The 23,200-nt window shown below is 73.5% G+C and carries 18 protein-coding genes; 2 read left to right on the plus strand and 16 right to left on the minus strand.

Annotation, left to right across the window (positions count from 1 at the left end; translation table 11 throughout):
* Positions 1-104: 104 nt before the first annotated feature.
* From ACFV57_RS08455 to xylB, 6 genes are all read right to left on the minus strand, one after another.
* Complete coding sequence (locus ACFV57_RS08455) at positions 105-647, minus strand: hypothetical protein (RefSeq protein ID WP_385227187.1); 543 nt, start codon at positions 645-647, stop codon at positions 105-107.
* Between the two features lie 656 nt (positions 648-1,303).
* Positions 1,304-2,722 (minus strand): family 2B encapsulin nanocompartment shell protein, encoded by a 1,419-nt coding sequence (locus tag ACFV57_RS08460; protein WP_385227190.1) that lies wholly within the window; start codon positions 2,720-2,722, stop codon positions 1,304-1,306.
* A 96-nt stretch (positions 2,723-2,818) separates the two neighbouring features.
* A complete protein-coding gene (locus ACFV57_RS08465; RefSeq protein WP_385227193.1) occupies positions 2,819-4,228 on the minus strand; it encodes a family 2B encapsulin nanocompartment shell protein in 1,410 nt (469 codons plus the stop codon).
* 266 nt (positions 4,229-4,494) lie between these two features.
* Entirely contained in the window at positions 4,495-5,802 is a 1,308-nt protein-coding gene (locus ACFV57_RS08470; RefSeq protein WP_385227547.1) for an ROK family protein, read from the minus strand.
* Positions 5,803-5,944: 142 nt separating this feature from the next.
* On the minus strand, positions 5,945-6,244 hold the full coding sequence (locus ACFV57_RS08475) for a hypothetical protein (RefSeq protein WP_385227196.1): 300 nt from the start codon (positions 6,242-6,244) through the stop codon (positions 5,945-5,947).
* A 107-nt stretch (positions 6,245-6,351) separates the two neighbouring features.
* Positions 6,352-7,815 carry a xylulokinase gene (xylB, locus tag ACFV57_RS08480; protein WP_385227199.1) on the minus strand — a complete coding sequence of 488 codons (1,464 nt, stop codon included), beginning with the start codon at positions 7,813-7,815 and terminating at the stop codon, positions 6,352-6,354.
* A 150-nt stretch (positions 7,816-7,965) separates the two neighbouring features.
* Here xylB and xylA point away from each other — a divergent pair, with 150 nt between their 5' ends.
* On the plus strand, positions 7,966-9,129 hold the full coding sequence (gene xylA, locus ACFV57_RS08485) for a xylose isomerase (protein ID WP_385227202.1): 1,164 nt from the start codon (positions 7,966-7,968) through the stop codon (positions 9,127-9,129).
* A gap of 9 nt (positions 9,130-9,138) precedes the next feature.
* Here xylA and ACFV57_RS08490 read toward each other — a convergent pair whose 3' ends face one another.
* From ACFV57_RS08490 to ACFV57_RS08520, 7 genes are all read right to left on the minus strand, one after another.
* The gene (locus ACFV57_RS08490) at positions 9,139-10,104 is read right to left on the minus strand and encodes an acetylxylan esterase (RefSeq protein WP_385227204.1); all 966 of its coding nucleotides are present in this window, start codon (positions 10,102-10,104) and stop codon (positions 9,139-9,141) included.
* Between the two features lie 93 nt (positions 10,105-10,197).
* Complete coding sequence (locus ACFV57_RS08495) at positions 10,198-11,031, minus strand: amino acid ABC transporter ATP-binding protein (protein ID WP_385227207.1); 834 nt, start codon at positions 11,029-11,031, stop codon at positions 10,198-10,200.
* Between the two features lie 5 nt (positions 11,032-11,036).
* A complete protein-coding gene (locus tag ACFV57_RS08500; protein WP_385227210.1) occupies positions 11,037-11,822 on the minus strand; it encodes an amino acid ABC transporter permease in 786 nt (261 codons plus the stop codon).
* 31 nt (positions 11,823-11,853) lie between these two features.
* Positions 11,854-12,651, minus strand: coding sequence for an ABC transporter substrate-binding protein (locus ACFV57_RS08505; RefSeq protein WP_385227550.1), 798 nt, complete (start codon positions 12,649-12,651; stop codon positions 11,854-11,856).
* 178 nt (positions 12,652-12,829) lie between these two features.
* The gene (gene mmuM, locus ACFV57_RS08510; protein ID WP_385227213.1) at positions 12,830-13,756 is read right to left on the minus strand and encodes a homocysteine S-methyltransferase; all 927 of its coding nucleotides are present in this window, start codon (positions 13,754-13,756) and stop codon (positions 12,830-12,832) included.
* 38 nt (positions 13,757-13,794) lie between these two features.
* Positions 13,795-14,673, minus strand: a complete 879-nt coding sequence (locus ACFV57_RS08515) for a YceI family protein (protein WP_385227216.1) — start codon at positions 14,671-14,673, stop codon at positions 13,795-13,797.
* A gap of 110 nt (positions 14,674-14,783) precedes the next feature.
* A complete protein-coding gene (locus tag ACFV57_RS08520) occupies positions 14,784-17,765 on the minus strand; it encodes a glycoside hydrolase family 2 TIM barrel-domain containing protein (protein ID WP_385227219.1) in 2,982 nt (993 codons plus the stop codon).
* A 174-nt stretch (positions 17,766-17,939) separates the two neighbouring features.
* Here ACFV57_RS08520 and ACFV57_RS08525 point away from each other — a divergent pair, with 174 nt between their 5' ends.
* Positions 17,940-18,173, plus strand: a complete 234-nt coding sequence (locus ACFV57_RS08525; RefSeq protein WP_385227222.1) for a DUF6480 family protein — start codon at positions 17,940-17,942, stop codon at positions 18,171-18,173.
* A 34-nt stretch (positions 18,174-18,207) separates the two neighbouring features.
* Here ACFV57_RS08525 and ACFV57_RS08530 read toward each other — a convergent pair whose 3' ends face one another.
* The 3 genes from ACFV57_RS08530 to ACFV57_RS08540 all read right to left on the minus strand — a co-directional run bounded on the left by ACFV57_RS08530 (position 18,208) and on the right by ACFV57_RS08540 (position 23,145).
* Positions 18,208-18,585, minus strand: coding sequence for a nuclear transport factor 2 family protein (locus ACFV57_RS08530; RefSeq protein ID WP_385227225.1), 378 nt, complete (start codon positions 18,583-18,585; stop codon positions 18,208-18,210).
* A gap of 166 nt (positions 18,586-18,751) precedes the next feature.
* Positions 18,752-20,176, minus strand: a complete 1,425-nt coding sequence (locus ACFV57_RS08535) for an SWF or SNF family helicase (RefSeq protein WP_385227228.1) — start codon at positions 20,174-20,176, stop codon at positions 18,752-18,754.
* Positions 20,173-23,145 carry a DEAD/DEAH box helicase gene (locus tag ACFV57_RS08540; protein WP_385227231.1) on the minus strand — a complete coding sequence of 991 codons (2,973 nt, stop codon included), beginning with the start codon at positions 23,143-23,145 and terminating at the stop codon, positions 20,173-20,175. The genes ACFV57_RS08535 and ACFV57_RS08540 overlap by 4 nt, the downstream gene beginning before the upstream one ends.
* Positions 23,146-23,200: the final 55 nt, after the last annotated feature.

The raw sequence follows: 23,200 nt of genomic DNA on the forward strand, positions 1-23,200 counted from the left end.
CTGATGGACGGGGACGGAACGCGTGCGGGGGGCCGCGCCGGTGCGGTGCCGGTGGGGTATGGGCGGTCCGACCGTGCGGAACGCGCGGGAGCCGCGGCCCTGCGTCAGGCCTGCGCGCCCGCCGGGGGAGTGGTCGCGCAGATCACGCGGGTGGCGGGGGTGGTGAAGGTGCCGTCCTTGGCGGGCTGGCCGCCGGCGAACTCGTAGTAGATGTACGAGTAGAAGGCGACGTCGGGGTAGCCGCAGGAGGAGTCGGCGCCGATGGTGTAGGTCATCGTGACCTTACGGGTGGCGCCGGGAGCGATCGGGACGGAGTACGAGGCGCCCTGGCCCGCGGTGCAGGTCACGCCGGGGTCCGCGGTACAGGTCTTCCAGGTGTACTTCAGGCCGCTCGCGGTGGAGGTCTCCCAGGTGGGCTGGAAGGACTGCCACACGAACCGCACGTCGGCGGTGCCGGTGTTGGTGAACGTCATGGTCACGGTCACGTCGGAACCGGGGGTGGCCTGCGCCTTGTCCACCGTGAACGCGAGCGCCGGGGTGTCGGCGGCGGACGCCGGGGAGGCGCCGGCCAGGCCGAGGACGGAGACGACGAGGGCGAGGAGGGCGGCGAAGCCGGCCCTGCTGAATCTGCTCATTGTTCTGCGCATGACCAGGGAGCGTAAGGCGTGATCCGCTCTTTGGGGCGGTTCCGGGAGAACCTGTTTTTTCGACCGAAAAGGTCTGGCCACGCCGCAAAAGCCAAGGTGGCGGCTGGATTTCCACGAAGCGGCCGAATACGGATGCCGGGTTCCGCGCTGCCGCGCGATCACCGCCGGACCCGGTCTACGGCCCGCCGCGCCCCGTAAGGCGTTGCGCAAGGACGGCAGTGGTGGGGCGGGGTGCCACGGGGCGGAGCCGTGGGGGAAAGGGGATTTCCCAGGTGGTGTGGGAACGCCGTGACAGCTGTGACGAAAGTGTTGGGCGTGGTGCACGGAATGGCAGGCGGTGGCGGGTGCGTGAGGCGGTACGCGGCGGCCCGGCGGCGCCGCCCGTGGCACCGTCTCCAGGGGCCGCGGGGGCACCGGACCGTGCCGACGTGACGCTGCGGGCCGGGCGGTGTCCGGGTTCCGGTACGCCTCCGCCGCCATACGGCCTGGCGTAAAGCCACCGCCCCCGGGAGGGCGGGAGACGCGTATCCGCGCCCGCCGCCCGGCCCCCGGCCCGCCGGAGCGTGCAAACGGTCCGCCCGCTGCCCCGGCGCCATGGGCGGGGACAGCGGGCGGAGACACCGTTGGTACGGCCCGGGACCGGCCGGGGGAGCGGGCTAGTGCCCGATCTCCACGTCCTCCAGGACGCCCAGCGCGTCCGGCACCAGCACGGCCGCCGAATAGTAGGCACTGACCAGGTAGTTGATGACCGCCTGCTCGTTGATGCCCATGAAGCGGACCGACAGGCCCGGCTGGTACTCGTCGGGGATGCCCGTCTGGTGCAGCCCCACCACGCCCTGGTTCTCCTCGCCGACCCGCATGGCGATGACCGAGCTGGTCTGGTCGGGGTTGATGGGGATCTTGTTGCAGGGCAGCAGCGGGATGCCGCGCCACGCCCGGACCGCCGTGCCGCCGATCTCCGCGCCGGTCGGGTAGATGCCGCGGGCGTTCCACTCCCGGCCGATCGCCGCGATGGTGCGCGGGTGCGCCAGCAGGAACTGCGTCTTGCGGCGCCGCGAGATCAGCTCGTCCAGGTCGTCAGGGGTGGGCGGGCCGCTGCGGGTGTGGATGCGCTGCTTGAGGTCGGCGTTGTGCAGCAGCCCGAACTCGCGGTTGTTGACCATCTCGTGTTCCTGGCGCTCGCGCAGCGCCTCGATGGTCAGCCGCAGCTGCTGGTCCAGCTGGTTCATCGGGTCGTTGTAGAGGTCGGCGACCCGGCTGTGGATCTTCAGTACGGTCTGCGCGACGCTCAGTTCGTACTCGCGCGGCGCGAGTTCGTAGTCCACGAAGGTGCCCGGCAGCGCGGGCTCGCCGACATGGCCCGAGGTCACGTCGATGGCCGCCTCGCCGTGCTTGTTCTGCGGCGGGACCTGCGCCGTGCGGTAGTGCTCCAGGTGGTCGCGCAGGGCGGGGGAGCGGTCCGCGAGCTGTTCGTACTCGGCGCGGGGCAGCGTCAGTACGGTCACCCGCGTCACGGCCCGTACGGAGTGCTCCCAGGTGGCGTCCGGCGACAGCAGCGCCGCCTCGCCCAGGTGATCGCCGTCCGCGAGCACGCCGAGGACCGTGTCGTCCCCGTATTTTCCGGTGCCGATACGGTTCAGCTTGCCGTGCGCGACGAGGATGACCCGGTCGGCCGGCGCGCCCTGCTCCACCAGGACGTCGCCGGGCGCGTGCTCTTCCTGTACGAACCGGCCGGCCAGCGCCTCCAGCGCCGACGCGTCGTCGAAGTCGCGCAGCGGCGGCAGTTCCCGCAGTTCCGCGGGGATGACCCGGACCTCGGAACCGGTGCTGGTGAACTCGACCCGGCCGTCCCCGAGGGTGTGGGTCAGACGCCGGTTGACTCGGTACGTACCGCCGGAGACCTGGGTCCAGGGCAGCACGCGCAGCAGCCAGCGGGAGGAGATCCCCTGCATCTGCGGCACGGTCTTGGTCGTGGTGGCCAGATTGCGTGCCGCGGCCGTGGCCAGGCTGGTGCGTGCCTGCTCGGTGTCCGGGGTGGCGCCGGGTCCGGATGTCGGGTCCGCCGGTGTGGTCATGGGGGGTTTCACCTGTTCCTGTCGGTCGTTCGGCGTCGTGCGTCATTGCTCGGTAAACGGTTCCTCAACCGTTTGCCATGGCTGGAATTCGGCGGTTCATTGGCCGGTCTGCACGTCCTCCAGAATTCCGAGTGCGTCCGGCACGAGGACCGCGGCGGAGTAGTAGGTGCTGACGAGGTAGTTGGCGACCGCCTGGTCGTTGACCCCCATGAACCGGACCGACAGACCCGGTTCGTATTCGTCGGGAATTCCCGTCTGGTGCAGACCGACGACGCCCTGCTTCTCCTCGCCCGTGCGCATGACCAGAAAGGAGCTGGTGCCGTCCGCGGTGACCGGAATCTTGTTGCACGGGAAGATGGGCACGCCGCGCCAGGAGGGCAGCGAGTGCCCCATGAAGTCGACCGCGGTCGGGTACAGGCCGCGGGCGCTGCACTGGCGGCCGAACGCGGAGATCGCCTTGGGGTGGGCGAGCAGGAAGCCCGGGTCCTTCCACACGGTGGCGAGCAGCTCGTCCAGGTCGTCGGGGGTGGGCGGGCCGCTGCGGGTACGGACGCGCTGTGTGAGGTCGGCGTTGTGCAGCAGGCCGAACTCGCGGTTGTTGACCATCTCGTGTTCCTGGCGCTCGCGCAGCGCCTGGATGGTCAGCCGCAACTGCTCCTCGACCTGGTTCATCGGGTCGCTGTAGAGGTCGCCGACCCGGGTGTGGGCCCGCAGCACGGTCTGCGCGACGCTCAGCTCGTACTCGCGCGGCGTCAGCTCGTAGTCGACGAAGGTGCCGGGCACCCGCGGTTCGCCGTGGTGGCCGGAGGCGACCTCGATGGCCGACTCGCCACTGGCGTTGCGCGCCGGCGCGGTGCCCGTACCGGCTGTCGCGAGGTGGTCGCGCAGCTCCTGCGAGCGGTCCGTGATCTCCTGCGCGGCCTGCCGGGGCAGCGCCATGACGGTCACCCGGGTCACCGCGCGGTAGGTGTACTCCCACGAGGCGGCGGCGTCGGTGAGCGGCTTGTCGCCGAGGTGGTCGCCGCCGGCCAGCGCGCCCAAAACCGTTTCGTCACCGTACTTGCCGGTGCCGATCCGGTCGACCCGGCCGTGCGCGATCAGGATCAGGCGGTCGGCCGGCGTGCCGGCCGCGGCGATCACGTCGCCGGGCGCGTACTCGTGCTGGACGAAGCGCTCGCCGAGCGCGCCGAGCACCGCGCCGTCGGTGAAGTCGCGCAGCGCGGGCAGCTCGCGCAGCTCGTCGGGGATGACCGAGACCTCGGTGCCGGAGACGGCGAAGTCCACCCGGCCGTCGCCGACGGTGTAGGTCAGGCGCCGGTTGACGCGGTACGTGCCGCCCGAGACCTGCACCCAGGGCAGCAGCCGCAGCAGCCAGCGCGAGGTGACGCCCTGCATCTGGGGGACGGTCTTGGTGGTCGTGGCCAGCTTGCGTGCCGCGGCCGTCGTCAGGCTGGAATTCGGCGTCTCGCCCCCGGGGCCGGAAATTGTCTCGTCCGTAACCGTCACTGCTTCGCCACCAATCTAGGGAAGTTGGACATCGGACGGCGGCAGGAGCCACGGCCGTTCCGTAAGGCGAGGTCCGTGCCGCTCGCCGCACTGAACATAGACGGGTTGTTTTAATCTGGGCAATCACTCAAAAGAGTGGCATGAAAAATAATTGAGATGGATAGGTTTAGCGGAATCCATCGTTGGAAAGAGTGCCGTGGTGATTCCGGCAAAGCGGCGATGTACGGCGCGGTGCCGGCGAAAAGGCGCGGAGGGGGCGGAGCGGGTTATTCCCCGGGTCGCCGCCGGGGAGCGGCGGCCGCGCGGGAGCGGCCCAGCGGGTCGTCGAGCACGGCCCGCAGGGCGGCGTGCGCCGCGCCGAGCAGCGGTCCGTCGGCACCGACGCGCGAGACGGCCACCCGCGTACGCGGCGCGGCCCCCGCGTACGGCCCGACGGCGGTACGGGCCGCCAACTCCCGCACCAGCGACGGCAGCAGCCAGGGCGCCAGCCGGGCCAGTGCCCCGCCGAGCAGCACCGCCCCGGGGTCGAGGAGGTGCACGGCCCCGGCGAGCGCGATGCCCAGTGCCGACCCCGCGTCCCGCAGCGCGGCCGATGTGGCCCGGTCCCCGGCGGCGGCGCGGCGGGCGAGCAGTTCGACCCGCCCCCGCGGCCCGGGATGACCGGCCGCCGCCCGTACGGGATCGAGGCCCGCCGCCCGCAGTACGGCCGCTTCTCCCGCGTACTGCTCCAGGCAGCCCCGCCCGCCGCAGCCGCACGGGCGCCCGCCCGGATACACCGGCACGTGGCCCAGCTCGCCCGCGAACCCCCGCACACCGCACAGCAGTTGCCCGTCCACGACGACCGCGGCGCCGATCCCCACCTCGGCCGAGACGTGGAGGAAGTCGGGCGGGGGCGCCCCCTCGCCGTCCGGGCCCGCGCCGAGCCGCATCTCGGCCAGCGCGCCGAGGTTCGCCTCGTTCTCGACGGCCGGCGAGCCCGGCGTGCCGGTCAGCGCGCGGAGCACCGGTGCCGGATCGACGTTGCGCCAGCCGAGGTTGGGCGCGCGCACCACGGTCGTCGTGCCGCGCGCCACCAGCCCGGGGACCGCGACCGTCAGCCCCACGGGCCGCAGATCCAGCGGCGCGATCCGGCCCGTGACGTCTGTGATCATTCCGGCCAGCCGGCGCAGGACCGGGCCGGGCGCGCTGTCACGGTTGACCGCGTCGGCCGCCACCCGCGCACGCACCCGCCCGCGCAGGTCGACGGCGCACACCGCGAGGTGGTCGACACCGATCTCGGCGCCGATCCCCGCGGGCCCGGTGTCGCTGACGGCCAGTTCACTGCCCGGCCGCCCGCGTCCGCTGGGCGCGGCCGGTCCCCTCTCGACCAGCAGACCGGCCCGCAGCAGCGCGTCGACGAGCGTGGAGACGGCCGCCCGGGTCAGCCCGACGCGCGCGGCGATCCCCGCGCGTGACACGGGCCCGTCGGCGGCCACGGCCCCGAGGACACGCGCCAGGTTGCGGCGGCGGATGCCGTGCTGCGTGTCGGAACCGGCTGCACCTGCGGTACCGGCTGCACCGGAGAAACCGGCGATACCAGCGGGATCAGCGGCACCGGCCGAGGTCACGGGGTACCCGTGGCGGGCGTGGCGGACGGGGTGGCCATACGGGTCGCGGAACTCCGGATCTCGTCGGTGGTGCGTGCGTACGGACACCTGCGGCCGTTCGGCCGGGACCTCAGCCGGCGGCGTCCGGCCGGCCGGGGCCCAGCGGCCCGTACATCTCGGCGAACGCCATGTCGGCACACCGTCCCAGGCTCGTCAGCAGCCCGGCGGCGCACTCCTGCTGCGCCCCGGCCGCCGACGGGTCGGCGTACTCCTCCAGCACCAGGTAGGCGCCGGGCTCGGGCAGTGTGAACCAGCGGTAGATCGGGCCGACCGGTTCCGGCCCGGCCGCCTCGTGCAGTGCGGTGGCACTCCGCTCGGTGCCGTCCTGACGGTCGCGGACGTCGAACCGGGCACGAACCAAGATGCTCATGCCCGGCACCCCATCACAACTCCCGCGCCCGCGGTACGGCGGAGTCCGAATCCGTTTTCCGGATTCGGTTTTCCGGCCGATGCCACCCGGGCGGGAGCGTGTCCCCGTCAGCTCCCCAGCAGTGGCCCGCCTGCCGCGAGTGTGTGCGCCAGCCGCTCCCGCGCCGCCGTGTCACACGCCACCGCCGCGTACTCGGCGCCGCGCGCCGTCCCCCACCGCCGTGCCACCGCCGCCGGGTCCTCGCCCAGCAGCAGCCCCGCGGCCTGCGCCGCCGCCCCCAGCGCGACCAGTTCACGGGCCTCGGGCACCACCACGGGCCGCCCCGAGAGACGGCGTACGGTATCGCGCCAGGCCTGTCCGCGCGCGCCGCCGCCGATCAGCAGCAGCGGAGCGTCGGCCGGTACGTCCTCGTCCACGATCCGGTCCAGCGCCTGAAGCAGCGCGAACACGGCACCGTCGTAAGCCGCTTGCAGCACCTGGCCGCGTGTCGTGTCATGCCGCAGGCCGTGCAGCAGCCCCGTCGCCTGCGGCAGGTCCGGTGTGCGCTCGCCGTCGAGGAAGGGCAGCAGCACCGCCGACCCGCCCGGCTCGACGCCCTCCCGGTCCAGTCCGAGCAGGGCGGCGATCCGGTCGACGGCCAGCGTGCAGTTCAGGGTGCAGGCCAGCGGCAGCCAGTCGCCGCGCGCGTCGGCGAACCCGGCGACCGTGCCCGTCGGGTCGCCGGCCGGGCGTCGGGCGGACACCGCGTAGACCGTGCCCGAGGTGCCCAGGCTCAGTACGGGCTGACCGGGGCGCAGCCCGAGCCCCAGCGCCGCCGCCATGTTGTCGCCGGTGCCCGCGGCGACCAGCGCGCCGTGCGGCAGCGGCAGCTCACCGGTCCGTACGGTGCCCGCCGCCTCGCCCGGCCGCGCCACCCGCGGCAGCGCCTTCGGGTCCAGGCCGACGTGCCGGAGGATCTCCTCGTCGTACGTCTCGTCGGCCGGTGACCACCAGCCGGTCCCGGAGGCGTCGCCGCGGTCGGTGACCGCCTCGCCGGTCAGACGCTCGGTGAGGTAGTCGTGCGGCAGCCGTACCGCGGCCGTCGCGTCGGCCGCCGCGGGTTCGGTCTCGCGCAGCCAGGCCCACTTGGTCACCGTGAAAGCGGGCGGCGGCACGCTGCCCACCCGCCGCGCCCATGCGTGCGGCCCGCCGAACTCCTCCAGCAGGCGCTGCTGCTGGGGCGCCGACCGTACGTCGTTCCACAGCAGCGCCGGACGCACCGGCCGGCCCGACGCGTCCAGGGTGACCAGCCCGTGCTGCTGGCCGCCGACGGATACGGCCGCCGCCTGCCGCGCGGCGTCACCGCACTGCGCCAGCGCCTCGCCGAGCGCGCGCCACCACTGCTCGGGGTCGCTCTCCTTGCCCGCGCCGCCGGCGTCCGCCGCTCCGGTGGCCGTCCCCGCGGTGACCACGTGCGGGGCCTGGCCACGGGCGACGACCTCGCCGGTCGCGGCGTCCACCACGAGCGCCTTGGTGGACTGGGTGGAGCTGTCCACACCGACGACGAGTGGTCCCGCTGCCTGAGTGCCCATCGCGTTCTCCCTCCGGACCGCGGGGGAACGCCCCGCCGGATGCCGGACACCACGCCCGTCGAAGGGCTTCCCCGGCGTGCTGCCGGAATATTAGTTTGACCGCGCCGCAATTTGTAAAGCGCCATGACGAATTGGCCGAGGGAGTACACGATGAGCTACCGGCCCGTGCCCGAGGACAGGTTCAGCTTCGGTCTGTGGACGGTCGGCTGGCAGGGCCGCGATCCCTTCGGGGACGCCACCCGCCGCCCGCTGGACCCGGTCGAGTCCGTCCACCGGCTGGCGGAACTGGGCGCGTACGGCGTCACCTTCCACGACGACGACCTGTTCCCCTTCGGCTCCGGCGACGTCGCGCGCGAGGCGGCGGTCAAGCGCTTCCGCCAGGCGCTGGACACCACCGGTCTGGCCGTGCCGATGGTGACGACCAACCTCTTCACCCACCCCGTCTTCAAGGACGGTGCCTTCACCGCCAACGACCGTGACGTGCGGCGTTTCGCGCTGCGCAAGACCCTGCGGAACATCGACCTGGCGGCCGGGCTGGGCGCCCGTACGTATGTGGCGTGGGGCGGGCGCGAGGGCGCGGAGTCCGGCGCGGCCAAGGACGTGCGCGCGGCCCTGGACCGGCTGCGGGAAGCGTTCGACCTGCTCGGCCAGTACGTCGTCGAACAGGGCCACGACCTGCGGTTCGCCATCGAGCCGAAGCCCAACGAGCCGCGCGGCGACATCCTGCTGCCCACCGTCGGCCACGCGCTCGCGTTCATCGAACGGCTGGAGCGGCCCGAGCTGTACGGCGTCAACCCGGAGGTCGGCCACGAGCAGATGGCCGGTCTCAACGTCCCGCACGGCGTCGCCCAGGCCCTGTGGGCAGGCAAGCTGTTCCACATCGACCTGAACGGGCAGTCCGGCGTCAAGTACGACCAGGACCTGCGCTTCGGTGCCGGGGATCTGCGGGCCGCCTTCTGGCTGGTGGACCTGCTGGAGACGGCGGGCTACGAAGGCCCCCGGCACTTCGACTTCAAGCCGCCGCGCACCGAGGACCTGGACGGGGTGTGGGACTCGGCGGCCGGCTGTATGCGTACCTACCTGATCCTCAAAGAGCGCGCCGCGGCCTTCCGCGCCGACCCGGCCGTCCAGGAGGCACTGCGCGCCTCCCGACTGGACGAACTGGCCCGGCCCACCGCCGAGGACGGCCTCGCCGCCCTCCTCGCGGACCGTACGGCGTACGAAACGTTCGACACCGCGGCCGCCGCCGCCCGCGGCATGGCCTTCGAACGGCTCGACCAGCTCGCCATGGACCACCTGCTGCGGGCGCGCTGACCCGCGGGCTCACCTGAACAGCTTGCCCAGGAAGCGCATCTCCTCCGTCCGCTGGTGCCCGCCGCCGCCCTCGTGCCCGTTGAACCGCCACAGCCGCAGCTCCTTGGTGCCCGCGTAGTGGTGGTACGCGGCGAAGCCGGTGGAGGCCGGTGTGACCGGGTCGCGCAGCGCGGTCCCGAAGAGGGCGGGGGCGCTCGCGCGGGCCGCGAAGTTCAGGCCGTCGAAGTGGTCGAGGGTGTGCAGGGCGGCGTCCACCTGGGTCCGGGCGCCCGCGAAATAGCGGGACAGCTCGCCGTACGGCCCCTCGTCGGTGATCTCGACGGCGCGCCGGATGTGCACCAGGAACGGTACGTCGATCAGCGCGGCGGCGAGTCCGGGCACCAGCCCGGCCACGGCCAGCGCGATGGCGCCGCCCTGGCTGCCGCCCGCCACCACGACCCGCTCGGCGTCCACCGCCGCATGGCCCCGCGCCGCCGCGACCGCCCGTACGCCGTCGGTGTAGACCCGGCGGTAGTAGTAGTCGTCCGGGTCGAGCAGCCCCTGCGTCATCTTGCCGGGCACTCCGGGGTGGGCGGCGCCGACCGGGTCCGGAGTGTCGCCCGGCCGGTTCGGACCGCTCTGCCCACGGGTGTCCATGACCAGCGCCGCATAGCCCGACGCCGGCCACAGCAGCCAGTCCTGCGGACGCAGCCGGCCACCGCCGTACCCGAGGAACTGCACGACGCACGGCACCGGCCGGCTCGCCTCCCGGGGCACCAGGAACCAGCCGCGGATGCGGTGCCCGGCGTAGCCGGAGAACTCCACGTCATAGGTGTGCAGCAGCGACAGGCCGTCGTCGGTTTCCACGAAGCGCGCGTCGAGGTCGTACGCGGCGGCCTCGTCCAGCGTGCGCCGCCAGAACGCGTCGAAGCCGTCGGGTTCGGGGAGCGGCGGGCGGTAGCCGCGCAACTGGTCCAGGGGCAGGTCGACGAACAAGCGGTGCCTCCAGGGGAGCGGGCGGCGGGCAGCGGAACCGCCCGCCGCGTACCGGGCGCGCAACCTACCAGGCCGGCACCGCCGCCCGCGCGGTCACGGCCGCGGCCGCTCCTCGCCCGGCGCCGGCGCCCCGGACTCCGCCACCTCGCTGAGCCCGGCAGCCGCCGGATCGAGCACCCGGGCCAGGAACGTGCGGGTCCGCTCGTGCTGCGGGTCGGCCACCACCCGCTCGGGTGGCCCCTCCTCGACGATGACGCCGCCGTCCATGAACACCACCCGGTCGGCGACCTCCCGCGCGAAACTCATCTCATGGGTGACGACGAGCATCGTCATGCCGTCCTGGGCGAGCGTCCGCATCACCGCCAGCACGTCGCCGACCAGCTCCGGGTCGAGCGCCGAGGTCGGCTCGTCGAAGAGCATCAGCTCCGGGTCCATGGACAGCGCGCGGGCGATGGCCACCCGCTGCTGCTGGCCGCCCGACAGCTGCGCCGGATACGCGGACTCCTTGTCGCTCAGGCCGACCCGCGCGAGGTTGGCGCGCGCGACCCGTTCCGCCGCCGTCCGGCCGCGCCGCAGCACCCGCCGCTGGGCGATCGTCAGGTTCTCCAGGGCGGTCAGGTGCGGGAAGAGGTTGAAGGACTGGAAGACCATCCCGATCCGGCGCCGGACCCGGTCGATGTCCACGTCCGGGTCGGTGACCTCGGTGCCCGCCACGGTGACCCGGCCCGCGGTCGGCTCCTCCAGCAGGTTCACACAGCGCAGCAGTGTCGACTTGCCCGACCCGGAAGGGCCGATGACGCACACCACCTCGCCCCGCTCCACGGAGAAGTCGATGCCCTTGAGCACCTCCAGCGCGCCGAAGGACTTGTGCAGCCCTTCGACCTCGATCGCCCGGTCTGCCGCCACCGGTTCCCGATCGGCCTCCACGGCACTCACCTCGCCTTCGCGGTACGGGCCTCCAGCCGCCGGACCAGCTGGCCCAGGGGGAGGGTGATGACGAGGTAGAGCAGGCCGGCGATGAGGATCGGCGTCAGGCTCTTGTGCTCGTTGAGGGCGTCCCGGCCGAAGTTGGCCAGCTCGAACTGGCCGAGCGACAGGCCGAGCAGATAGACCAGGGAGGAGTCCTTGGTGAGCAGGATCAGCTCGTTGGTCAGCGGCGGCAGTACGATCCGGAACGCCTGCGGTATGACGATCGAGCGCATCGCCCGGCCCGGCGACATGCCCAGCGAACGGGCCGCCTCCGTCTGCCCCTTGGGCACCGCCTGGATGCCCGCCCGGATCGTTTCCGCCATGTACGCGGCTCCCACCAGGCCGAGCGAGAGCATCACGGTGATGTTCATGTCGAGTGCGACCTCGAAGGCGAGCGGCACGCCGAAGCCCAGCGCGATGAACACCAGCAGTGCCGGCACTCCGCGGAAGAACTCGATGTAGGTGACGGCGAGCCACCGGTACGGCGGCACCTGCGACAGCCGCATCAGCGCCAGCACCAGTCCCAGCCCCAGCCCGAAACCGAAGCCGAGCAGTGTGTACTTGACGGTGTTGACCAGCGCGGTGGTGATGATGTCGGGGAACAGCGCCTTGGCGACCGCCACGTCGAAGAACGCGTGGCGCAGCGTCCCCCAGTCGGCGACCAGGGCGAGCACGAGCACGGCGGCGGCCAGCACGGCGTACTGGACGCCCCGCAGGAGGCGGGCCCGCTTGCGTCGGGACAGGGGCATCGGTGGGCGGTTCCTCTCGCCGGCCGCGATCTCAGCCCTGCTGGGGCGCGGTGCCGAACCACTTCTTGTAGATCCGGTCGTAACTGCCGTCGGAGCGGATCTTCTTGAGCACTTCGTTGATCTTCTTGCGCAGCGCGTCGTTGCCGGTGCGCACGCCGATCCCGTAGTGCTCACCGGTGTCGAACTCCGCGGTCACCGCGGTGTCCTGGTTCTGCTTGACGTAGTCGAACAGCACCCCGTTGTCGTTGATGCCCGCGTCCACCTGCCCGGACTTCACGGCGGTCAGCAGCAGCCCGAGATCCTCGAACTCGACCAGCTCGACGCCCTGGCCGTGCTTCTTGGCGTACTCGGCGCCGGTGGTGGCCTTCTGGTAGCCCAGCTTCCTGCCCTTGAGGTCCTCGACCTTCTTGTACGGCTTGCCCTTCTTGGTGATCAGCGCCTGGGTGGCGTTGAAGTACGGGTCGGAGAAGTCCATGACCTTCTCGCGCTTGTCGGTGATCGTCATACCCGCCGCGGCCAGGTCGCACTTGCGGATGTTGAAGTCCTGCCCCGTCTCGATGCCCTCGAAGGGCGTGTTGACGATCTCCTGCGGCACCTTCAGCTCCTTGGCGACCAGATCGACCAGGTCCACGTCGAACCCGACGATCTCGCCGCCCTTCTTCACCTGGAACGGCGCGTAGGGCAGGTGGGTGCAGGTCTTGAGCGTGCCGGGGGAGACGAGCTGGACGCCCGACGCCGACTTCCCGTCGGACACCTTGTCGGCCTTGGTGCTGGTGCACCCCGTGGCGAGGAGGGCGGCGGCCGCGACAAGGGCGGCCGTGGCGGACATCGATGAACGAACGGACACGGGTCCTCCGGATCAGGATGCAGCCCGACACCTACCGGTCGGAGGTGAGTTGGCTGCATCCTGCCACCGGCCGGGGCCGCTGTCGCCGCCGCCGGCGTTGCGACCGCGTAACGACCCGGTCCCGTTGTGTGCCGCGTACGGCGCCGTAAGCGGCCCGGAGTCAGCCCGCCAGCTGCCGGGCCAGCGCCGCCACCGCGTCCGGCCCCACCCGGCAGCAGCCGCCGACGAGCCGGGCCCCGGCGGCGGTCCAGGCCGCGACCCGGTCCGCGCTGAAGGCGGGCGTGCCGCACCAGGCGCGTGCCCGCGCGTCCCAGCTCTCGCCGCTGTTCGGATAGACGACCACCGGCTTGCCGGCCGCGCGGGCCGCCACGGCCACCGCCCGGTCCGCGTCCTCGGGGGTGCAGCAGTTCACGCCCACGGCGACCACCTCCGGGACGTCGGCGGCGAGCGCGAAGGCGTCCGCCAGCGGCTGTCCGGCGCGGGTGCGCCCACCGGCCGCGCTGAAGGACAGCCAGGCCGGCACGCCCAGGCCGCGTACGGCCCGCAGCAGGGCCCGTGCCTCGTCCGCGTCGGGCACGGTCTCCAGCGCCAGCACGTCGGGCCCGGCGGCGGCCAGCACCTCCAGCCGCGGACGGTGGAAACGCTCCAGTTCGGCCACCGACAGCCCGTAGGCGCCCCGGTATTCGGAGCCGTCCGCGAGCATCGCGCCGTACGGACCGGCCGAGGCGGCGACGTACAGCGGCCCGGTGGCCGTCCCGGCCGCCGTCGCCTGCCGCGCTGCCTCGCGCGCCAGCTCCACACTGCGCCGCAGCAGCCCGGCGGCCTCCGCCTTGCCGATGCCCCGCTCGGCGAACCCCTCGAACGTCGCCTGGTAGCTGGACGTGATCGCCACCCGCGCGCCCGCTTCGTAGTACGCGCGGTGCGCCGCGACCACGGCGTCCGGGTCCTCGGCGAGCAGCCGCGCCGACCACAGCGCGTCGCCCAGGTCGTGCCCGGCGGACTCCAGCTGGTTGGACAGCCCGCCGTCCAGGACGAGCGGGCCCGCGGCGAGGGCGGCGGTGAACGGCGGAACGGCGGCGGTGCTCATGGCACCCAGCCTCTCACCCAGGACCGCGGCGCCCCGCGTCACTGTGCCTGGACGGCCTGGATGTCCAGCTCGATGCGGATCGTGGCGCCGATGGCCGCGATGCCCCGCGCCAGCATCTTGCGCCAGTCCAGCGTGAAGTCCTCGCGGTGCAGCTCGGTCACCGCGGTGCACGCCGTACGCGTCTCGCCGCCCATGCCGGTGCCGAGGCCCAGGTAGCGGGTGTCCAGCTGCACCGACCTGCTGACGCCGTGCAGGTGCAGCACTCCCTGCACGGCCCAGCGGGAGCCGCCCTTGTGCACGAACCGTTCCCCGGCGAACTGGAGGTACGGATAGCGCGCCACGTCCAGGAATTCGGCCGAGCGCAGATGGTCGTCGCGCATCTTCACACCGGAGTCGATGCTCGCCGCGTCGATGGTCACCTCCACCCGCGAGTCCCGCATGTCCGGCGCGATCCACAGGCCGCCCTCGAAGTGGTTGAACCGGCCGTGGATCTCGGCCAGCCCGATGTGCCGGGCGGTGAAGCGGATCGAGGAGTGGTCGGGGTCCAGCCGCCACTGCCCCGGCGTGGGCATCGGCACCGCCGGGGCCGGCTCCAGCTGCAGCGTCCGGGGCGCGGTGCGCTCGCCCGCGGCGACCTGGCTGTCGAACCGCTCCGGGCGGAAGCCGTCACAGGTGACCACCACGTGGTACGCGGCGGGCGTCAGTGTCGCGGTGAACATGCCGTTGGGGTCCGTCTGGCCACGGGTGACCTCGGTGCCGTCGGTGTCGCGCACCGATATCCCCGCCCCCGCCATCGGCAGCCCGACGGGGTCCTGGACGCTGAGGTCCAGTGCCCCGGCACCTCGCGGGATCGGGGCCGGGACGGGGGCACTGCGGGCGGAGCGGTCACGAAGGCGGGTGAGGATGGCGAGCGCCATGGCAGGACGGGGCCTCTCGGTCAGTTGCGTCGAAAAAGGTGCATCTCCATCCTGTCATTGGTTTAGACCGCCGAGGACGACACCTGTCAATAGCCGTGCAAACGTGAAATTCATCGCAGTGAGTACAAGATGACGGCGAACCGGGCGGGACCCGCCTCCAGCACGTGCTGCGGCAGCACACCCGGACCGCACGACCGGCTGCCGATACCGTGCTGGGCGTGGTCGAGATGCAGCCACACCCGGTCGCCGGGCGTCAGGTCCGTGGTGTGCCGGGCGGCGTCCAGCTGCTCACTCGTCCAGCGGCGCGCGGTGAACCAGAACGCCGGCTCGCCCTCGGCCCGCAGCCCCGAACCGTCGCTGCGCGCCAGCTCCACCCACCGCACATCGGCCCGCGCCCCGTTCTCCTGGGGCCGCACGTACGGCGTCTGCAACGTGTCCACCGGCATCCGCCACAGCCCCGTCCGCGCCGCGGCCCGGGTGTCCGGATACGCCTCGCCCGGCCCGCCGCCGTACCACCGCGCCGTCGTGAGACTGCCGCACAGGCCCATCCGTACGCCGAGGCGGGGCAGCGGGCAGGGCCACTCGCCGTACGGCCGTACCGACACCTCCAGCCGCAGCCGCCGGCCGTCCGCGCTCCAGCGGTAGTCCGTGTCCAGGGCCAGGCCGGAGCCGGCCGGCGCGACCCGGGTCCGCACCACCAGCGCGTCACTCTCGCACTCCACGGACGCCACCCGGTGGCGCATACGGTGCAGCCCGATCCGGCGCCACTGCTCGGCGGGGCCCGGACCGGGCTGCCACGGCGCGCCCTCGTCGTTGTCCGTCGGCGCCCGCCACACATCCAGCCGCGGCCCCTCCAGTTGCACGCCGTCGAGATAGCGGAGCACGCCGGTCGTGGCGTCGAAGGCGCCCGGTCCGAGGAGGATGAGGTTGCCCTCGCCGTGCCGCGGCGCCGCGCGGGCGGGGGAGCGGGGGACGGGCCGGGGCGTGGCGGGCGTGGCGGGCAGCTGCCCCCAGGCGACCTCGTGGCCCGCCGCGGCCCACGCGGTGTCCCCGGCCAGCAACGCCCGTACGGTCCACAGGGCCGCGCGCCCGCGCCGCCCGGCGGGCTCCGGAGGCAGTGCCACTTCGGCGCTCGCGCCGGGGGCGAGCGGCGGCACGGTCAGCGGCCCCTCGGCGAGCACCTCGCCCTCGGCCTCGTAGGACCAGCGGAAGACGAGGTGGTCGAGGCCCGCGAAGTCGTGCAGGTTGGTGATCCGCACCGCGCCGCCGGGCCCGTCGCCGGTGGCGCCGACGCGCACCGGTTCGACGACCTTCTTGAACTCGGCCAGGCCCGGCGACGGCACCCGGTCGGGGAAGACCAGCCCGTCACAGACGAAGTTGCCGTCGTGCAGCTCCTCGCCGAAGTCGCCCCCGTACGCGTGGAACACCTCGCCGAGCGCGGTGCGCTGCCGCAGCCCGTGGTCGATCCACTCCCACACGAAGCCGCCCTGGCAGCGCTCGTACGTCTCGAACAGCCGCTGGTACTCGCTCAGCCCGCCGGGCCCGTTGCCCATCGCGTGCGCGTACTCGCACAGGACGAACGGCAGGGCGCGGCGCCGCGCGTCCGCTGCCGGGTCGGCGAGCGGCTCCTCCTCCCGGCGGCCGATGCGGTCGACCTCCGCGTGGTCCGCGTACATCCGGGAGTACACGTCGGTGTCGGCGCATACCGGGTCGCCTTCGTAGTGCAGCGGGCGGGACGGGTCGCGGTCGCGCGTCCAGGCGGCCATGGCGGACAGGCCGCGGCCGGTGCCGCACTCGTTGCCCAGCGACCACATGATCACGCTGGGGTGGTTCTTGTCGCGCTCGACCATCCGGCGCGCGCGGTCCAGCAGTGCCGGCGTCCAGGCGTCGTCGTCGACCGGGTTGCCCCGCCAGCCCTGCTGCTTGAAACCGTGCGTCTCCAGGTCGCACTCCTCGACGACCCACAGGCCCAGCTCGTCGCACAGGTCGAGGAAGGCCGGGTGCGGCGGGTAGTGGCTCGTACGGACCGCGTTGACGTTGTGCCGTTTCATCAGCAGCAGGTCGCGGCGCATCGCCTCGGGGCCCAGCGCGCGCCCGTAACGCGGGTCGAATTCATGGCGGTTGACGCCGCGGAAGAGGACGCGGCGCCCGTTGACCTTCAGCAGGCCGTCCTCGACGCGTACGGTACGGAAGCCGACGCGCAGCGGGACGCACTCGCCGGGCGTGCGCAGCTCGGCGTCGTACAGCCGCGGCGTCTCCGCCGTCCACGGCGTCACCGGGACCGTCGCGCTCTCCCCCGTGGCCAGGTCGATTCCGAGCGCGGGTACGGCGACCCGGCCCGCCGGCGCGCAGTCCACCCGCAGGGTGCCCAGGCCGGTGCGGTGGTCGTAGGAGGCGTGCACGAAGTGGTCCAGGACCGCGCCCGCGGGCCGGTGGTGCAGCGTGACGTCGCGGAAGACGCCGGGCAGCCACCACTGGTCCTGGTCCTCCAGATAGCTGCCCGAGGACCACTGGTGGACGCGGACCGCGAGCACGTTGCGGCGGGCCCGCAGCAGGTGCCCCACCTCGAACTCGTGGGGCAGCCGGCTGCCCTTGAAGTGGCCCAGTTCCCGCCCGTTGAGCCATACCCGGGCGCAGGACTCCACCCCTTCGAAACGCAGCAGCGCGGGCCCGGGCGCCCAGTCGGCGGGCAGGTCGAAGGCGTGCCGGTGGTCCCCGGTCGGGTTCTCGTCGGGCAGCCGCGGCGGATCGACGGGGAACGGGTAGCGGGTGTTGGTGTAGGCGGGCGCGCCGTGGCCCATGAGCACCCAGTGGCCCGGTACGCGCAGGTCGGACCAGTGCGCGTCGTCGAAGTCCGGCCGGGCGAACGAGGCGTCCGCGCAGCGCGCGGTGGGGGAGAGCCGGAAGCGCCACGTCCCGTGCAGCGACAGCCGCCGGGCGTCCGAGCGGGCGAACCAGGCGCGGGGCGGGCGGCAGCCGCTGCCGGGGGACACGTCCTCGTAGTACGGGAGGCGCCGCGGGGGGCGGGGGACGGGTAATACGGGGGCGGGGCGGTCTCCGGGGGCGGCGTGCTCGGCGTCGGGCCGGGGCAAGGGTCCTCCTCGCTGCGGGGACACGGCAGGGGCGTGGGGGATCAAGCCAGCGAACCACGCGCGGCGGCGCGCCGCGACCACATATGAATGATTGACCGCTTAAGCATTCATCCGGTGTCGCGAATGTGCCGAGTGCCCCTGTTCGTGCGCCGGGTTTCGGGGCACCCAGGCAGCATGAACGATTCACCGAAGAACCCGGACCCGGTACCGGAGCGCACCACCGGCCTGGAGCCGGGCGGCGGGGTGCCACCGGGTGAGACGCCGCCCGCCGAGGGCAGCACCCCGGACGCCGGGCCGTCGGACACCCACAACCCCACCCGGGGCTGGTCCAAGGGCCCGGTGCTGGCGCTCGCCGTCGTGGTCGTCCTCGTGGCGGCCTTCTTCGTCGCCCGCGTCTGGGGCGCGTGACCGAGCAGCCGCACAGCCCGGTGGGGGGCAGGGCTCAGAACGGCTTGCGCAGCGGTCCCGTGTAGTCCCGGAACAGCACAATCCTGCCGTCCCGGATGCGGAACACCTGCACCGAACGCCCTTCGAACGCGTCGCCGCGCCCCACACCCCGGGTGAGCACCTCCGCGACGACGACCTCCGGGTCGTCGGTGCGGTGGACGGCGAGCGTCGCGAGCGTGTCGACGCGCATCGCGGACATCGCCGCCCGCGCGAACGTCCGTATCGCCTCCCGGCCCTCGATGCGGTCGGGGACGTCCGCGCCCGCGAAGGGCAGCTCGATCACACCGTCCGGTGCGAACAGGTCCGCGAAGGCGTCCGCGTCGCACGCCGTGACCGCGGCGCGTCGCTGTTCGAGGACGTCCAAGGGGCTCACAGCAGGCACGGTCCCTCCGATCGGCCGGACGCCGGGCCGGGCGGTCCGCGCGCCGGCCCCCTGACGCCGAGCAGAGTAGCGCTGTGCCGGGCGTGGTCAGTACGGGTACGGCGGGCGGCCCGCGAACTGCCGCCGGCCCGCCGCCCGGACGCGAACCGCCGCCCCCTTACCCGGCACCCACCCCCGTCTCACCGCTCCCACTGCCCTCCCTGTTTACGCCGCTCCCGCCGCGCAGCGCCGCCAGAGCCGTTGCCGGGTCCTCGGCCGCCGGCCCCGCGGGAGCCCACTGCCCGCGTTCCTTCCGGTACGGCCACCACCGCCCGTCCCGCCCGTAGCGGAGCTGGGTGTCGCTGCCGACCACGGTCCACCGGTTGCCGCCGTGGCGAAGCCGTGGCGGCGGCTCGTCCTCGTCCCAGGCGGCGGCGAGCTGGGCCGTGGCGCGGGCCAGGGCCGTCGGCTCCGGCGCCCACTCCTCCTCCAGGGCCGCGAGCGCCGGAGCACCGCCGTACGCCCACGCCCGTACGGCCAGGGCCAGCGCTTTGGCCGTGCGTCCCGAACCGGCCGCAAGCCGTCCCGCGATCCGGGGGCCCGGCCCGGCCGCTGCGAGCCGTACCGCGTCCTGTGTGCAGGTAAGCGGCGTCCGCGGAGGGCTGTCGGCATGGCCGGGAGCCAGCGCGTCGGTCAGCAGCCGCCGGGCGTGCGCCGCCGTGGCGTCCATCAGGAACTCCAGAGCTGTCACGTCCACTCCGGGCGCCGGGTCCGTCCCGCCACCGAGCACCGGCGCGGTGCCCGGCCGGTCCACGGCCGACGGGGGCGCGGGCAACGGCGGCAGGATGCCGCGCGCCGCGTACGCCTCGGCCGCCGGTATGCCCTCGGCCTCCGGCTCCACCGCCGGTGCAGTGGAAGCGAGTTGCTCTGCGGCCTCCCGCGCGCGCGAGACTGTACGGGCCTGCAGGTCGTCCAGCAGCTCCTGCTCGCCCCGCCCGCGCATCAGCAGCAGCACGAACGGGTCCTCGTCCAGCAGCCGTGCCGTCTGGTGGCAGAGCGCGGCGGTGTGGGAACAGTGGTCCCACGCCCCGCAGCCGCACTCCGCCTCCAGGTCGCCGATCCCGGGGAGCAGTTCGATGCCGACGGCGGACGCGTCCTCCACCAGGTGTGGCGGCATGTCGTGGTCCAGCAGCGCCGCGATGTGCCCGGCCCGGTCCGCGACCAGTTCCAGGAAGCGGTCCCAGTCCGCCGCGTCCAGTTCCTGCAGCAGCACGTCGCAGCGGTACGGCGTGCCGTCACGGTCCTGGACCACCGCGGTGATCCGCCCCGGCCGTACGGACACCGCGCCCACCGCACCCGCCCGCGCGTGCCGGCGGCCCTGCTTGACCTGCGCGTTGTCGAGTGCACTGTCCGCCAGCGCCTTCAGCCAGGCCAGGCCCCACCAGGTCCGCGCGAACCCGCGGCCGTGCGCCGGCGGCAGGGCGGCGAAGACACGTTCCCCGCCCGGACCCGGCAGGCGCTCGTCCTCGGGACGCGTTGCGCCGCCGTCGGCACGGAAAGCCTCGTACCTCGCCTCTCGGGCGTTCTCCTGGGCGTCGGTCATCGCTCGCTCCCTCGCAGTGCGACCAGATCCGCCAGTTCGGCGTCGGTGAGTTCGGTCAGCGCGGCCTCGCCGGAGCCGAGCACCGCGTCCGCCAGCCGCTGTTTGCGCGCGAGCATGTCGGCGATCCGGTCCTCGACCGTGCCCTCGGTGACCATCCGGTGGACCTGCACCGGCCGGGTCTGGCCGATGCGGTACGCGCGGTCGGTGGCCTGCGCCTCGACCGCCGGGTTCCACCAGCGGTCGAAGTGCACGACGTGGGCGGCCCTGGTCAGGTTCAGGCCCGTACCCGCCGCCTTCAGCGACAGCAGGAACACCGGCACCTCCCCCTCCTGGAAGCGGCGCACCATCTCCTCGCGCCGCGGAACCGGCGTCCCGCCGTGCAGCAGTTGCGTCGGCACCCCGCGCCCCGCCAGGTGCGTTTCGAGCAGCCGCGCCATGTGGACGTACTGCGTGAACACCAGCACGCCCGCGTCGTCCTCGGCGAGGATCGTCTCCAGCAGCTCGTCCAGCAGCTCCAGCTTCCCGGAACGGCCCGCGAGCCGCGGCCGGTCCTCCTTCAGGAACTGCGCCGGGTGGTTGCAGATCTGCTTGAGGGCGGTCAGCAGCTTGACGACCAGGCCGCGGCGCGCGAGCCCGTCCGCCTCCGCGATCTCGCCGAGCCCCTCGCGCACCACCGCCTCGTACAGCCCGGCCTGCTCCTTGGTCAGCGCCACCGCGCGGTCGGTCTCCGTCTTCGGCGGCAGTTCGGGCGCGATACCCGGGTCGGACTTGCGGCGGCGCAGCAGGAAGGGGCGGACGAGCCGGGCCAGCCGGTCGGCGGCGGCCGGGTCCGTGCCGCCCTCGACGGCCGTCGCGTAGCGCTCCCGGAAGCGGCCCAGCGGGCCGAGCAGACCGGGCGTGGTCCAGTCGAGGACGGCCCACAGCTCCGACAGGTTGTTCTCGACCGGCGTGCCGGTGAGCGCCACCCGCGCGCCCGCCGGAAGGGTGCGCAGCGCCTTGGCCGTCGCCGAGAACGGGTTCTTGACGTGCTGGGCCTCGTCGGCGACGACCAGCCCCCAGCGGACATCCGCCAGCTTCGGCGCGTCCCGCCGCATCGTGCCGTACGTGGTGAGCACGAACTCGCCGTCCGCCAGATCCGTGAGGCTGCGCCGGTCCGCGTGGAAACGCCGGACCGGCGTGCCGGGCGCGAACTTCCCTATCTCCCGCTGCCAGTTGCCCATCAGGGAGGCCGGACAGACGACCAGTGTGGGACCGGCCGTGGCGGGGTCGTCCCGGCGGTGCAGGTGCAGCGCGATGAGCGTGACGGTCTTGCCCAGGCCCATGTCGTCGGCCAGACACCCGCCCAGGCCGAGCGAGGTCATCCGGTGCAGCCAGCCGAGACCGCGCAGCTGGTAGTCGCGCAGGGTGGCGGTGAGGGCGGCGGGCTGGGCGACGGAGGATTCGGTGTCCGGGGCGGTGAGCCGGTCGCGGAGGCGGGCCGGCCAGCCGGACGCCTGCACCGCCACGCGCTCGCCGTCCTCGGACTCCACCGTCCCGGTGAGCGCCGCGCCGAGCGCGTCGATGGGCGTCACCTTGCGGTCCCGGCGGTCACGGGCCGTCCGCAGGGCCTCCGGATCGACGAGCACCCACTGATCGCGCAGCCGTACGAGCGGACGCCCCGCCTCGGCCAGCCGGTCCAGCTCCGCCCTGCCGACCTCCTGGCCGCCGATCGCGAAACGCCAGCTGAACGCGAGCAGCGCGTCGGCGGAGAGGAAGGACGGCAGGTCGGACGCGATACGGCCCTGGCCGGCCGGGTGGTCCCCGCCGTCCGGCGCGTACGGTGGCGCGTCGTCCGGGCCGGGCGGCGGCCCGACCACGGCCCGGGTGCTGAGGCCGCGTACCAGGTCCTGGGGCCAGTGCACCTGTACGCCCGCGGCGGCCAGCGCCTGGGAGGCGGGGCCGAGCAGCTCGGCGATCTCCTCGTCCGCGAGGTCCACGGCGTCCGGTACGGCGGCGGACAGCAGGGGCGCGAGGGGCGCCCAGACCGCGGCGGCGCGGCGCAGCGTGAGCAGGGTGTCCATCCGGGCGCGCGGACCGAACGCCTGCCCGCCGGGGGAGGTGCCCGCCCACACTTCGGACGCGTCGGCGACCAGGGCGGGGGTGGCGAGGTCGTGGAGCTGGAGGACGGCGGTGAAGCGGGGGCGGTTGGGGGTGGTGGTCTCGGCGAGCCCGATCGGGCCGGTGTCCGTTTCCGGCGTTTTCGGCAGCCCCGTGACCTCGATCCGCAAGGAGATCCGTACGCCTGCGTCGTGCCCGGCCGCCACATCGGCCGCCCAGGCGCGCTGCTCCGGAATGTGCTGTGGTTCGGGCGCGGCGAAGGCCGGTCCGCCGAGGGCCGATGCGGCGGCGGGGGAGCGGGGCAGTCCGTCGGCCACCGCGTCCAGGAAGTTCCGTACCAGACGCTCGGGTTCCGGCAGCAGTACGGGGCCGGTGGTGCCGGGCAGGGGAACGGCGTGCGCCTGCGGCGGCATCGCCGCGGCCAGTTCGCGCAGCTGCTCGATGTCGGCGGGGTCGAGCGGACCCACGCGCCACGCGTCATGACCGCAACGGCTCACTCCGGGCAGCAGCCGCCCGCGGGCGACGAGTTGCAGGGCCAGTACGGCAGCGGCGCCCCAGAAGGCCGCGGCCGGATCGGCGGTACGGGCCGTACGGGCGCGGGTGAGGACGGGAAGGGCGTCGGCGACGGGCAGCACGACGGCCGGTACGTCGACGAGCACGATTCCGTCGCCGTCGCTATCACCGTCGCCCGGCACGGCCACGGCCAGCGGCTGTGTCGGCCACCCGGCACCGTCCGCCTCGTCCCCTGCCGTGCCGTCCGGACGCCAGAACGCGATCCGTCCGGTGCGGGGCGGGTCGGCGGGCAGGAAGACCGGCGCCCACTGCGCGAGCGTGGACGGCGGAGCGGATGGTGCCGCGGGAAGGAATGCCACGTGCAGTGAACTCCTCAAGTTTGACTACTGGTGACCGGGGCGCCCGAGGATACAG

It is taken from the genome of Streptomyces sp. NPDC059788, assembly GCF_042732265.1.
Lineage (GTDB): Bacteria > Actinomycetota > Actinomycetes > Streptomycetales > Streptomycetaceae > Streptomyces.

Bases quoted from the DNA above. Each gene is read 5' to 3' on its own strand.
- xylA (WP_385227202.1), top strand. From the start codon at position 7,966: ATGAGCTACCGGCCCGTGCCCGAGGACAGGTTCAGCTTCGGTCTGTGG.
- ACFV57_RS08515 (WP_385227216.1), bottom strand. From the start codon at position 14,673: ATGGCGCTCGCCATCCTCACCCGCCTTCGTGACCGCTCCGCCCGCAGT.
- ACFV57_RS08525 (WP_385227222.1), top strand. From the start codon at position 17,940: ATGAACGATTCACCGAAGAACCCGGACCCGGTACCGGAGCGCACCACC.
- ACFV57_RS08460 (WP_385227190.1), bottom strand. From the start codon at position 2,722: ATGACCACACCGGCGGACCCGACATCCGGACCCGGCGCCACCCCGGAC.
- ACFV57_RS08535 (WP_385227228.1), bottom strand. From the start codon at position 20,176: ATGACCGACGCCCAGGAGAACGCCCGAGAGGCGAGGTACGAGGCTTTC.
- xylB (WP_385227199.1), bottom strand. From the start codon at position 7,815: ATGGGCACTCAGGCAGCGGGACCACTCGTCGTCGGTGTGGACAGCTCC.
- ACFV57_RS08505 (WP_385227550.1), bottom strand. From the start codon at position 12,651: ATGTCCGCCACGGCCGCCCTTGTCGCGGCCGCCGCCCTCCTCGCCACG.
- mmuM (WP_385227213.1), bottom strand. From the start codon at position 13,756: ATGAGCACCGCCGCCGTTCCGCCGTTCACCGCCGCCCTCGCCGCGGGC.
- ACFV57_RS08475 (WP_385227196.1), bottom strand. From the start codon at position 6,244: ATGAGCATCTTGGTTCGTGCCCGGTTCGACGTCCGCGACCGTCAGGAC.
- ACFV57_RS08455 (WP_385227187.1), bottom strand. From the start codon at position 647: ATGCGCAGAACAATGAGCAGATTCAGCAGGGCCGGCTTCGCCGCCCTC.
- ACFV57_RS08500 (WP_385227210.1), bottom strand. From the start codon at position 11,822: ATGCCCCTGTCCCGACGCAAGCGGGCCCGCCTCCTGCGGGGCGTCCAG.